Annotated in this window: 11 protein-coding genes; 9 read left to right on the top strand and 2 right to left on the bottom strand. The window is 62.3% G+C overall.

The genetic code is table 11. From position 1 onward, the window contains the following. The first annotated feature begins 123 nt into the window (after nucleotides 1-123). Nucleotides 124-1,605 carry an aldehyde dehydrogenase family protein gene (locus EOE18_RS03005; RefSeq protein WP_127706619.1) on the top strand — a complete coding sequence of 494 codons (1,482 nt, stop codon included), beginning with the start codon at nucleotides 124-126 and terminating at the stop codon, nucleotides 1,603-1,605. A gap of 59 nt (nucleotides 1,606-1,664) precedes the next feature. Here EOE18_RS03005 and EOE18_RS03000 read toward each other — a convergent pair whose 3' ends face one another. Continuing rightward, nucleotides 1,665-3,014 carry an MFS transporter gene (locus EOE18_RS03000; RefSeq protein ID WP_127706095.1) on the bottom strand — a complete coding sequence of 450 codons (1,350 nt, stop codon included), beginning with the start codon at nucleotides 3,012-3,014 and terminating at the stop codon, nucleotides 1,665-1,667. Further along, nucleotides 3,011-3,868 carry an alpha/beta fold hydrolase gene (locus tag EOE18_RS02995; protein WP_127706093.1) on the bottom strand — a complete coding sequence of 286 codons (858 nt, stop codon included), beginning with the start codon at nucleotides 3,866-3,868 and terminating at the stop codon, nucleotides 3,011-3,013. The genes EOE18_RS03000 and EOE18_RS02995 overlap by 4 nt, the downstream gene beginning before the upstream one ends. Before the next feature lie 102 nt (nucleotides 3,869-3,970). Between EOE18_RS02995 and EOE18_RS02990 the strand changes: the two genes are divergently transcribed. The 8 genes from EOE18_RS02990 to EOE18_RS02955 all read left to right on the top strand — a co-directional run bounded on the left by EOE18_RS02990 (nucleotide 3,971) and on the right by EOE18_RS02955 (nucleotide 12,318). Then, entirely contained in the window at nucleotides 3,971-5,293 is a 1,323-nt protein-coding gene (locus tag EOE18_RS02990) for a M24 family metallopeptidase (protein ID WP_246027234.1), read from the top strand. Nucleotides 5,294-5,334: 41 nt separating this feature from the next. Beyond that, nucleotides 5,335-6,126, top strand: coding sequence for an LLM class flavin-dependent oxidoreductase (locus EOE18_RS02985; protein WP_246027233.1), 792 nt, complete (start codon nucleotides 5,335-5,337; stop codon nucleotides 6,124-6,126). Beyond that, nucleotides 6,126-7,355: an LLM class flavin-dependent oxidoreductase gene (locus EOE18_RS02980; RefSeq protein WP_246027232.1), complete on the top strand. Its 1,230-nt coding sequence runs from the start codon at nucleotides 6,126-6,128 to the stop codon at nucleotides 7,353-7,355. Before EOE18_RS02985 ends, EOE18_RS02980 begins: the two co-directional genes overlap by 1 nt. Beyond that, a complete protein-coding gene (locus EOE18_RS02975) occupies nucleotides 7,352-8,320 on the top strand; it encodes an alpha/beta fold hydrolase (protein ID WP_127706088.1) in 969 nt (322 codons plus the stop codon). The genes EOE18_RS02980 and EOE18_RS02975 overlap by 4 nt, the downstream gene beginning before the upstream one ends. A gap of 242 nt (nucleotides 8,321-8,562) precedes the next feature. Beyond that, nucleotides 8,563-9,798, top strand: a complete 1,236-nt coding sequence (locus EOE18_RS02970) for an FAD-dependent oxidoreductase (protein WP_342772628.1) — start codon at nucleotides 8,563-8,565, stop codon at nucleotides 9,796-9,798. 58 nt (nucleotides 9,799-9,856) lie between these two features. Then, the gene (locus EOE18_RS02965; RefSeq protein WP_127706084.1) at nucleotides 9,857-10,603 is read left to right on the top strand and encodes a maleate cis-trans isomerase family protein; all 747 of its coding nucleotides are present in this window, start codon (nucleotides 9,857-9,859) and stop codon (nucleotides 10,601-10,603) included. A gap of 144 nt (nucleotides 10,604-10,747) precedes the next feature. Then, on the top strand, nucleotides 10,748-11,962 hold the full coding sequence (locus tag EOE18_RS02960; RefSeq protein ID WP_127706082.1) for a methyltransferase domain-containing protein: 1,215 nt from the start codon (nucleotides 10,748-10,750) through the stop codon (nucleotides 11,960-11,962). After that, nucleotides 11,959-12,318, top strand: coding sequence for a hypothetical protein (locus EOE18_RS02955; RefSeq protein ID WP_127706080.1), 360 nt, complete (start codon nucleotides 11,959-11,961; stop codon nucleotides 12,316-12,318). Before EOE18_RS02960 ends, EOE18_RS02955 begins: the two co-directional genes overlap by 4 nt. Nucleotides 12,319-12,322 lie beyond the last annotated feature (4 nt).

Genomic DNA, 12,322 nt, shown 5'->3' with positions numbered 1-12,322 from the left:
CGCCGCCCGTTCTATCCGCCCTGCGATTTTTCGTTGGCCAGACGTGGTCAAAAGCGCCGGTTCAAGGCCATGTGGCGGTAAATAGAGGAGTGTGGCTCAGTGGCTTTCGAACTCGATCAATTGATGGCGGAAAACAAGGCGTTTCTGGCGCGGCGCGGGGCGGGCGAGGGCCTGTTTGTGGGTGGCCAGTGGCGCCATGCGGAAGGCGGGCGCACCTTGCCCACGCTGGACCCGGCCACGGGCAAGCAAACGGCCGAAATCCCCATGGCCAGCGCGGCGGATGTGGATGATGCGGTGGCGGCGGCCCGCGCGGCTTTTCCTGTTTGGCGGGCGACGGTGCCGGTGGAACGTTCGCGCATCCTCTGGAAGATTGCCGATCTGATCGAGGCGCATATTGACGAGTTGGCCGAGCTGGAATCGCTCGATCAGGGCAAGCCGCTCTATGTTGGCCGTTGGGCGGAGATCCCCGGTGCCATCAACCAGTTCCGCTTCTTTGCGGGGCAGGCCATGACCATCGAGGGCAATACGATCGAAAGCTCGATCAATTATCAGCCCGCTGGCAAGCAGATGCGCAGCTGGACCCTGCGCGAACCCGTTGGCGTGGTGGCGGCGATTGTGCCGTGGAACTCGCCTTTGGTGCTGACCGCGATGAAGCTGGCCCCTGCCTTGGCCGCCGGTTGCACCATCGTGTTGAAACCTGCCGAGGATACTTCGCTCACCGCGCTGCGTCTGGCCGAATTGATGGCGGAGGCGGGCCTGCCTGCCGGTGTGCTCAATGTGGTGACGGGTCTGGGTAGCGAGACGGGCGCGGTGCTGGCCAATCATCCTCAGGTCAACAAGGTGGCCTTTACCGGATCGACCGTTACGGGCCGCGCGATTCTGGATGCGGCAAAGAGCAATTTCAAGCGTGTGACGTTGGAACTGGGCGGCAAGTCGCCCTCGATCGTGCTGCCCGATGCGGATCTCGATCTGGCGATCCCGGGCGTGGCCAATGCCATTTTCTTCAACGCGGGGCAGGTCTGCATCGCGGGCAGCCGTCTTTATGTGCACCGTTCGATCCATGATCAGGTGGTCGAAGGCGTGGCCAATTATGCCAAGTCGATCAAGCTGGGGCATGGCCTGCTGCCCGATACGCAGATGGGGCCGGTGGTGTCTTTGCGCCATGCCGAAAGGGTGGAAGGTTTCCTGCAACGCGCCAAGGCGCAGGGTGCGACCATGCTGGCCGGTGGGGAACGCACTGGCGAGGCGGGCACTTTCATCACGCCGACGGTGGTGGTGGACGTAAAGCCCGATTTCGAAATCGTGCGCGAGGAAGTGTTTGGCCCCGTTTTGGTGGCGCAGGCCTATGATGATGTGGAGGAAGTGGTCGCCGCCGCCAATTCCAGCGAATATGGCCTTGCCGCCAGCGTCTGGACCGAGAGCCTCTCTCACGCGCATCGTATCTCCAGCGATGTTCATGCCGGCACGGTGTGGATCAATTGCCATGCGATGTATGATGCCAGCCTGGCCATTGGCGGGGTAAAGGCCTCGGGCTGGGGCCGCGACTCTGGCAAGCAGGCGATGGACAATTATCTGGAATGGAAGACCGTTTGCGCCGTGGTGTGATCGCCAAGGTTTAACGCAGAAAGGGCGCGGGAGGCAGTCAGCTTCCCGCGCCCTTTTCGTTACGCCGCTTGGGCTTGCGCCAGCTTGGCCTCGTCCAGATCATAGAGCCAGAGGAACACGCCATTGGCGATGAACATGGCGGCGGGAATTGCCGTATAGCCCATGGACAACGCCAGCACCGCGCTGTCGGGCTGGGCCACCAATTTGCCGCCGGTGGTGGGAATGTAATGGGCCATGCGCAGGAAAATGCCCAGCACCGCCACGCCCAGCGCAAAGCTGGCCTTTTCCACCACGGCTACGGTGGAGGACAGTAGCCCTTCGCGCGCCATGCCGGTGATGGCGCGGTCATAGACCATCGTGTCGCCCAGCATCGAGATCGACATCAGGATCAGCGCGCCCGAACCAAAGCCGGAACCAATGCCGCGCAGCACGATGCCTGCCGTGCTGACCCCATGGCCGACGAGCAGCCAGCTGAGCGCGGTGGCGCAGAAAAGGAAAACGCCGATCAGATAGGTCTTGCGCTTGCCCATGCTGGCGCCGGTGCGCACCCATAGCGGCATGGAAAGCGCCGTGGCGATATTCTGCACCGCCGTCAGCAGGATCTGGCCGTCATAGCCCAGCCCCAGCACATTGAGCATGAACAGCAGGCCGGTCGAACCCATGCTGGCAAAGGCCAGAAACTGGAACACTTTGGCCCCCAGCAGCAGGCGATAGGGCCGGTTGCGGCCCATCAACGCGATCTGGCGCGCCAGCGACAGGGCAGGGGCATCGCCTTCCTTGCGTTCCTCGCCATGGGTGGTGGGGACCGACAGGACGGTCGCCGTCATCGCGCCAAAGATCACCAGCGCCATGACCAGCCCCATCGTGGCATAGGCAGAAGCGCCTGCGCCGCCCGCTTTGACAATTGCCGCCGTGCCCGCCGTGGCGAGCATTTGCCCGATCGACACAAACACCGTGCGGAAAGAGAGCAGGCGGGTGCGCTCGCCAAAGCCTGCGGTCAATTCGGCGGGCAGCGCCATATAGGGCACGGCAAACAGCGAATAGGCGGTGGAATAGATCACCTGTGCCGCGATCATATAGGCGATCAGGGCGCTCTGGCTGAGCGCGGGGGGCGCGAAAAGCATCAGGAAGCTGATCGCCGAGAGCAGCGCGCCTGCCAGCATGAAGGGGCGGCGGCGGCCCCAGCGGCTGCGGCTTTTGTCGCTCATCGAACCGATGATGACATCGGCCACCGCATCATACAGCTTGGCCCCCATCATCAGATAGCCCGCCACTTCGGGCGATTGGCCCAAGACGGTGGACATGAAGGCGGGGTAATAGGAGGTGACGGCATTGAGCATGATCGACATGCCTACCGTGCCAATGCCAAAGCCAAGGCAGGTCTTGATCGGCAGACGGGCGGCGGTCATGCGTTTTCTCCGGCAAGGAAGCGGGCGATGGACTCGGCCTTGATGGCTTCACCGGGGGGCAGGGCCAGTTCGCGCGCATCGGGCAGGATTTCCAGCGCGCGGGCGACCGAGGCATTGAGCAGGGCCAGCTCGCTTTCCGGCTTGAGCAACAAGGTCGGCGCCTGCACCAGCCCCATCCGTTCAAAGGCGCGATATTCAAACGCGGCGATATAGGGTTTGGAATAAGTGTCCATGGCTTTCAGCACATCGAGTGTAATCCGGTGCAGGATTTCGGGCGGCGGCATAGGCACGCTCAAGCGGTGCTGGGCATCCTGCATGAAATGGGGGAAGAACAGCGCCTGATCGCGGCAGAAATTGAAGGCCCAGATCAAATGGCGGCCATAGGCATCCGGCTCTACCTTGGGGGCATAGTTGGACACCACCGCCTCGCGCATGGCATCATCATATTCGGTGATGCCATCCAGCACCAGACGGCGGCAGCGTTCAGGATAGGCAGCGGCAAATTCGCAGGCGATGCGCGCGCCGGTATGGGTGCCGTAAACATCGATCTTTTCGATCCCCAACGCATCCAGCATTCGCGCCATAGAGCCAGCGAAATAGGCAATGTCGGGATGGTCGGGCGCGGGGGCGGCGCTGTCGCCATTGCCCAGAGTGTCGGGGGCCAGAATGGTCGCGCCATGGCCTGCCTTGCGCAGCGCCAGCATCATCCCCTGCATGAACCAGCTGGAGGCGGGCGAGGCATGGAGCAGCACCAGCGGCACGCCATCGCCTCCCGGCAGGCGGCGCAGATGCAGTTGCCCTTCGTCCAGAGTGACAAATTCGCGGGTGACGGGGGGATTCTTGATCTGGATCATGGAAGGCAGGCTAACCCTCGTGCGTTTGCGGAGACTGGGCATGATTTGCCTATCCAGCAGGCGGATAGTTTACGCTTTGCCCCAAGGCGTGGCCTTTATGCCATGTTCAAACTTGCAGGCATGAACCGCCTTCCCTCCCTTTGCGATGATGACCTGCTCGACCGGCTGAACGAGGCTGGCCCCTATCATGTTGGCGAGGCCGCCGCTGTGATGGAGCGCTGGGGGCTGGATGCCATCGTGATCGCACAGCCGGTCAATGTGTTCCACACTTTGGGCCATTGGCCGCAGATCGCCCGCACCCGTATGGGCCAACCTGCGGGCACTTTCGCCATCCTTACCGCGCGCCAGCCCGACCGGCCGGTGCTGGTGACTAGCCGTTTCCTGCATTTCTACACCTATGCCGACGGGCGCGGGCCAAGAGATGCATTTCTTTACGATGACTTGGCCGATACGGGCGATCTGGGCCGCAATGGCGATTTTCCGCTCTGCCCCGACAAGGGCGCGGCGCCGCTGTCCACCATGGAGCAGCATCGTTTTGCCACCAGCGCCAAGGCTTTGCAAACCCGCGCGGCGTGGCGCAATGCGGGCGGCGCGCTGGTGGGCGCTTTGCAGGAGCTGGGCGTGTGGGGCGATGATCTCCATGCCACGCGCATCGGTTGGGATGATCCTTTGCTGGCGGGTGTGCTGGCGCGGCATGGTTTTACAGGTGAATCTTTGGCCGCGGACAATGCCCTGCGCGAGATCCGCCTGATCAAATCGCCGCTGGAGCAGGATTTGATGGCGCGGGCGGCGCAGGCCAATGTTGATGCCCTGTCCGCCGTGGGCCATGCGGTGCGGGCAGGGGCCAGCTACCGCGAGTTGCACGCCCTGTTCCGCGCCGAGGCGGCCGCGCGTGGCAATACGGCGGTGTTTTTGAATGTCGACCGCTCCTCCTCCGAAGCCAGCCCGCATCGCATTGCCGATGGTCAGGCGCTGTTTCTGGACGCGGTGAGCCATTTCCAGAATTACCATGGCGATTTTGCCCGCACTGTCTTTGTGGGCGAACCCACGCGCGCCGCCGCCCGCGCCGCAGAGGCTGCCGCTTTCGCATGGCAATCCGTGCGCGAGGCTTTGAAGCCGGGCGTTACCTTTGCCGATATCACCGCCATCGGGCAGCAGGCGCTGCACAAGGGTGGCTATGATGTGATGATCGGCTTTGGCCCGCATTCCTGCGGGCTGGCCCATACGGACGAGCCGGGCGAGGATGCCGGTGGCTTCTGGCGCAAGCCCAACATCGCCCTGCGCGAAGGCATGATTATCTCGGTCGATTGCCCTGTGCTGGATAGCGGCATCGGCGGATCGGCCCATTGCGAAGACCTTGTTCTCATCACCGCCGACGGTTGTCGGCAGATCCATAGCACCCACGAACCGGTGATTGTCGTATGACCAGACGCTTTATTCTTTCTGCATCCGTGGCGGCCTCCGCCATGGCCGACCCTGCCTTTGCCGCAAGGGTGATCACCGCCGCGCAGGATGCGGGGCTTGACCTGCTGTTGATCGGCCAGACCGCCAATCTGACGCTGGACCCGCAAGTGATGGCCGCATGGGCCGCGCCGCGTGCCGGAGGGCTGGGCATTGTGCCTTTGGTCTCCACCCGCATCGCCCATCCGTTCCATACCGCCCGCGCTCTGTCGGCGGTGGATTATCTGTCGGGCGGGATGCTGGGCTGGTGCCCCGTGGCGCAAGGTGGGCCTGCCGAACAGGTGGCCGATATGGTGCGCGCCACCCGCGCCCTGTGGGATGGCTGGGACGAGGATTGCCTGATCATCGACAAGGCCAGCGGCCATTATCTGGACAGCAGCAAGGTGCGGGCCAGCCACTATGTCGGCACCCATTACCGCACGCGCGGGCCGGTCAATGCCATGCGGCCCAAGCAAGGCCATCCCCTGCTGGTGGCCGATGCAGACAGCCCCTTTGCGGTGCAGGGCGTGGATGTGGCCATTGTGCGCGAAGGGCAGGCTTGCCCTGCGGCCACCAAGGGCCTGCGCCGCGATACCTTGTCCGCCGATCCGGCAAAGCTTGGCGAGCAATTTGCCAGCGGCCTGATCGACGGGCTGCATTGCGATCTGGCCCAGCCCTTGCCCGAACTGGCGCAGATGGCGCAGCGCTTTGGCGCGCTGGCCGGTGAACGCCTTGCATCGGGCACTCTGCGCGAAAGGCTTGGCTGCCCCCTGCCTGCCGTATTGGCCCCCAAAACTGCCCAAGAGGAGAACGCCTGATGTCCCGCCCCATCCATCTCTGGGCCTTTTTGCAGGGCATCGGCCATTATCCCAGCGGCTGGCGCCACCCCAATGCCGATCCTGCGGGCGTGTTCACCATGGATTATTATGCCAAGGTGGGCGCTCTGGTGGAAAAGGGCCGGTTTGACGCGATTGTCTTCGGCGACCAGTTGCAGTCGCGCGGGGCAGGCGGGCGTACGCCCGAAAGGCTGGCCATGCCCACGCTGGACCCGATGGCGCTGCTTTCGGCTATCGCCTCGGTCACCAACCACGTCGGCCTCGTCAACACGCTTTCCACCACCTATTGGACGCCCGAAGGTTTGGCCGAGCGTTTCAGCACGATGGACCGCATGAGCGGCGGGCGTGCGGGCTGGAACATCGTAACCACCGCCCATCCCGACACGGCCCCCAATTTCGGCGATGATAATCTGCCTGAAAAGAGCCTGCGCTACAAAATGGCCGCCGACACGGTGGCACAGGCGCAGGAAGTGTGGCGCGGGCTGAATGCCAAGCTGGGCGGTTCGCCCCAGTTGCGCCCCGTGTTCGTGCAGGCGGGCCAGTCGGCTGACGGGCGCGATTTCGCCGCCCAAGTGGCCGAGGCGATCTTCTGCTCCGCCCCCACGATGGAAGAGGGCATTGCCTTCCGCAAAGATATGCGCGAGCGTGTTGCCAAGGCTGGCCGCAACCCCGATGCGGTGCGGATCATGCCGGGCCTGTCTTTCATTCTGGCCGAAAATGAAGCCGCCGCCATTGCCAAGGACGAGGCTCTGCTCGATCTGGCCGATGAGGCTTTGGCGATGGAATATCTCTCGGAATCGCTCTGTTGCGATCTGACCGCCTATGATCCGGCGGGGCCGATCCCCGTAGATGCCATTCTGGAAGCCACCATCCTGCCGCGCGCCGATGTGGCGCGGGCGCTGGAAAAGCCGGTAGCTGGCCGCGTGCCTTTGGGCCGCTTTGCCGCAGGCTATTTGCGGACGCCGCGCGGGCATAATGTGTTCCGTGGCTCGCCCTCGCAACTGGCCGATATGATGCTGCGCTGGATCGAGGCAGGGGCCTGCGACGGCTTTACCCTGCAACCGGCCTATATGCCCGGCGAGCTGGAGATCTTTGTCGAGGAAGTGGTGCCGATCCTGCAAGCGGCGGGCGCCTTGCGCAAGTATTATCCGGGCACGACCCTGCGCGAAACCATGGGCCTGCCTTTGGTGCCTGCGGATATGGTGGCATGATCGCGAAGGCTTTGGTCGCGGGATTGCTGGCGATTGCCGCGCCCGCCATGGCCATGGGGCCCGAAGTGCCCAACCAGCACACAGATTACGCCGCCGCCAAGGCGCGCTGGGCCGTCGCGCCCTCGCGTTTTGTGCAGGTGGATGGGGTGGACATCCATGTGCGCGAGGAAGGGCGCAAGGGCGCGCCGGTGGTGGTCCTGCTGCATGGCTCCATCGTCAATCTGCATGAATGGGATCTGGTGGCGCCTATCCTCGCCAAATCCTATCGCGTCGTGCGGTTCGACTGGTCGCCCTATGGGCTGACAGGGCCGGATGCCAAAGGCTATTCCACCGCCCGCGCGGCGCAATTGATGGACGGCTTGATGCAGAAGCTGGGCCATGGTCGCTTTGCTCTGGTGGCCACCAGCAACGGGGCCAATGTGGCGCTGGAATATAACCGCGCCTATCAGGGGCATGTTACGGCCATGGCCTTGTCCATCGTGCCGCTGGAACGTCCCAGCCAGACCCGCAAGATTGGCGAGCGCATGCTGGCCCTGATCGCCGAGCAGAAGGCCAAGACCCCGCAATGGCGCAGCCACGCCTTTTTCCGCGAAGTGTTGAAGGACACTACGCCGCCCACATTCGAACCTGCCGACTGGATGGTGGATTCGATCTTTGACGCGGACAATCTGCCCGGCGCGTGGGAAAGGCAGGCGGCCTATATTGCCAGCAATGTGCCCCTGTTCGCCACCGATCTGATCCAGCGGCAGGCCGATGCGGTGCGTGTGCCTCTGCTGTTGCAATGGTGCACCTATGACACGGTGATCAGCCAGAGCGCGGAAAGCAGCAAGGGCCGCTTCCCCCATGCCAAGGTGGAATTCACCGAATATCCCACGCTTGGCCATTTCCCCATGTGGGAGAATCCGGCGCTGTTTGGCGGGGACCTGAAACGCTTTCTCGATCGGAGTCGACGCAAGGGCGCCTAGGCGATTCTATCGCGCGACAGACTGTTTTACCTTCATGCCGCTGGCGCCATGCGCTGGCGGCATCGGTGTTTTTGCCCTCGAAAACGCCGGAAATATGCGAAAATGCGCAAGGGCTGATGCTTTGCCACGCGGCCTCGCACAGGGTTGCGCTCCTGTCGGCGCGCTAGCCAAGGCTTATTCCCCACTGTGCGGATAGTTCCACCACTTGCTGCCCCATCCCCCGCATCCGGCTTCATACCCCGATGCAGAAGAAGGTTTGGAGTATTTCGGCTATGACAGGGGTAGAACGGTGCCAGGTAGCTATCGTGGGGGCTGGGCCTGTCGGCACGGTGATCGCGACGCTGCTGGCCAAGGCCGGCTATGACGTGGTGGTGTTTGAAGCGGGGCTGGATTGTGCGCAGGATTTGCGCGCCTCGACCTTCCATCCCTCCACGCTGGAAATGCTGGACGAAATCGGCATCACCCAATTGCTGCTCGATCGTGGTTTGAAGGCGCCGGTCTATCACTGGCGCGACCGCAACAGCGGTGACGTGATCGATTTCGATCTTTCGGAAATCGCGGACAAGACGCGCTATCCTTTCCGCATCCAGTGCGAGCAATATCACCTCTCGCGCGGGCTGGCCGAAGGGCTGGAACAATATTCCAACGCGCAGGTGCGCTTTGGTCATCGCCTGTTGACGCTGGAGCAGGACGATACCGGCGTTGACCTGTGCTTGGAAACCATGACCGGCATTAGCCGTATGCGTTGCGACTATCTGATCGGTGCCGATGGCGCCAATTCGGTGGTGCGCAAATGGCTGGGCATCGAATTTGACGGTTTCACCTATCCCGAACGTTTCCTCACCCTGTCCACCAAGCTGGAACTGGCGGATTATCTGCCCAATCTGGCCTATGTGAACTATGTGTCGAATCCGGAAGAATGGCTGGTACTGCTGCGCGTGCCTTCGGTGTGGCGCGTGCTGGTGCCGACCGATGCCTCGCTGGGCGATGATTACCTGAAGTCGGATGAAGTGAAGGACGGTATTTTCCAGCGTCTGCTGGGCACGGACCTCCATGTGGAAACCGGCCACCGTACCCTTTACCGCGTGCACCAGCGCGTGGCCAAGAGCTTTGGCAATGGCCGCGTCTATCTGGCTGGCGATGCCGCGCATCTCAACAATCCTTTGGGCGGCTTTGGCATGAACTCGGGCGTGCATGACGCGTTCAACCTGTTCGAAAAGCTGGAGCCTGCGCTGAAAAGCGGCAAGCCCAATGGCAGCCTCGAACTCTATGACCGCCAGCGCCGCACGGTGACCCATGCGTTCACCCAGGCACAGACGATCGAGAACATGGCCTATATCAAGGGCGGTTCGGACGAGGCGCATGAAAAGCGCCGTCAGGCCATGCTGGCGTTGAAGGCGGATGATGACAAGCGCCGCGCCTATCTGCTGCGTCAGGCTATGTATGAAAGCCTCGATCAGGCCGCTGCCGTAAACTAATTGTCGCGGCAGGACCCCCGTCTGCCGCCCGTAACCCCAAGAGTAATGGAGACACAACATGGGTGACGTTCTGGGCTGGCGCAAATTGATGGGGGTCATCGCGCCGTCGACCAACACCACGGTGCAGCCGGACATGGAGCGTATGCGCCCCGTTGGCGTGACCAACCATTTCAGCCGCATCTATGTGGAAGATCCCTTGGCCCTGTCCAACGAGGATTTTCTGGTTGGTACGCAGGCCATTTCCGATGCCACACTGGACGCGGTGCGCAGCGTGATGACCGCCAAGGTGGATTATCTGGTGCTGGGCATGTCCGCTGTCACCTTCTACGGCGGCATCGAAGGCAGCAAGAAGTGGAAGGCCAATGTGGAGGCCGTGGCTGGCGTTGGCGCCAGCACCGGCGCGGAAAGCGTGGCCGCTGCATTGAAGGCCTATGGCGGGGTGAAAACCGTCAGCTTTGTCTCGCCCTATTATCCGGTGGCTAATGCCGAAGTGCGCCGCTTCCTTGAAGAATCCGGCTTTGAGGTCAAGCGCGACAAGCCGCTGCAGTGCAAGCGCTGGACCGACATTGCCAAAGTCTCGCCCGACGAGCTGCGTCCCGTGCTGGACGAGCTGGATGGTGATGATGTGGATGCTATCGTGCAGGTTGGTACCAATCTTTCCATGGTTGATCTGGCGGTTGAGTATGAAAATAAATTGTCCAAGCCCGTAATTGCTATCAATACGGCAACATATTGGCATGGACTTCGCGCTTGCGGAATCCATGATAAGATTGATGGCCTTGGGCGTTTGTTAAAAGAATTTTGATTTTATTCAAATCGCTTGAAAAATTGTTTAAAAGATTGACGCAGGTCAACGTTCAATAATCAAACTCATGGTGGGATACTCAAGCCGGTAAACGGCGGCACGGCGCGGGAGCAGCAGCTCCGCCCCTCTCATGGAGGACCCATCATGAGTTCTGACCTACCCCCTCCCTATACCGCGCTGGAACGGCACCCGATGATGCCCGTCACCAGCCATGACGAAGCCGCGCGCTTCAATTTCCTCACCCATATGAACCGCTATATTTCCGGCACTTTGGGCAAGGGGAACAAGCTGGCCTATGAAGGCCGCGTATTGCCGGCGTTCAAGGCGGTGCATGGCCGCGATCCGGAGCATCGCGAGGAAGTACGCGTGGCGATGAACGAGGATCCGTTCCATCGCATGTGGTCGGCTCTGAAACGCAACACGATGGAAATGCGCCAACAGAACGGCCGCCAATGCGTGCTGCGTCAGCTGGACGAGCTGGACGCCATGGCCCGCCAGTTCAACGAACATTCGGGCCTGTTGCAGTTGGACGCCAGCGTTGAACAGCCGATCTACAACACCTGCGTCGACATCCATTGCCAGCCCGGCGGCTATCACGGTGGTGAACGCGAAGGCGATGTGACCGTGGGTGCCAATTATGACGTTGGCCTGTTTGCCACCACCGGCGGCGCGCTGGGGCGTTTGAACGATGGCGGCGGTCAGGCGGTTGTCGCCCATATCAAGCAGGTCATGCCCGATTTCGCACCCAAGCGCATTCTGGATATTGGCAGCACGGTGGGCCATAATGCGGTGCCCATCGCGCAAGGCTTCCCCGAAGCCGAAGTGACCGCGATTGATACAGCGGCGGCCTCCTTGCGCTATGGCGCGGCGCGTGCGGCGGGGCTGGGCGTCAAAAACATCCGCTTTGTCCAATGCAGCGGCGAGGATCTCTCGCGCTATCCCGACAACCATTTCGACTGGGTGCAGACCACGATGTTCCTGCATGAATTGTCGTCCGATTCCATGCCGCGCATTCTGGCAGAGGCCCATCGCGTGCTGCGTCCGGGTGGTTTGATCCTGCATGTGGAACAGCCTCAATATGGCCCCGATATGCCGCTGCTGGAGCAGATGCTGCGCGATTGGGACGCCTATAACAACAACGAGCCTTTCTGGTCGGCCATGCATGGGCTGGACCTGAAGGGCGAGATGGAAGCGGCAGGCTTTGCCCGCAAGGACCAATTTGTGGTGGGCGTGCGCGCCGTGGCCGATCCGGAAATCTTCCCCCCTTCGCCCGATGGCGGACAGGAAGATTATGGCCGCGCGGCCATCTGGAATGCCTATGGCGCCATCAAGGCCCCCGTTGAGGAGACAGTAGCATGACCGAAGGTATCGATTGGGTCACGCGCAGCGGTGCGCGCGCCAAGGGTGGCCGTCCCTTGTTCTTTGAAGACCCTGCCGTAGACCGCCTGACCTCGCTGGCGATGGCGCTGGCGGCGGAATTGTCGGCCACGCGCGAAAGGCTCGATACGGTGGAACGTCTGCTGGAGGCGGGCGGCACGCTCAGCCGCGAGGCGATCGAAGTCTATGCGCCTGACCGACAGGCGGGTGAAGAGCGCGGCCTGTCTACCCGTGCCTATATCTCCCGTGTCATGCGCGGGTTTCAACAGGAGGTCGAGGCGATGGAATACCCCGACCCGCCCGTTACCGACTGGGTGGATCGGCTCTCCCGCCGCTGATCCG

The sequence above is a fragment of the Novosphingobium umbonatum genome (assembly GCF_004005905.1).
GTDB lineage: Bacteria > Pseudomonadota > Alphaproteobacteria > Sphingomonadales > Sphingomonadaceae > Novosphingobium > Novosphingobium umbonatum.
Note: the sequence above shows the minus strand (reverse complement) of the source record. Positions and strands in the feature narration are given on the sequence as shown.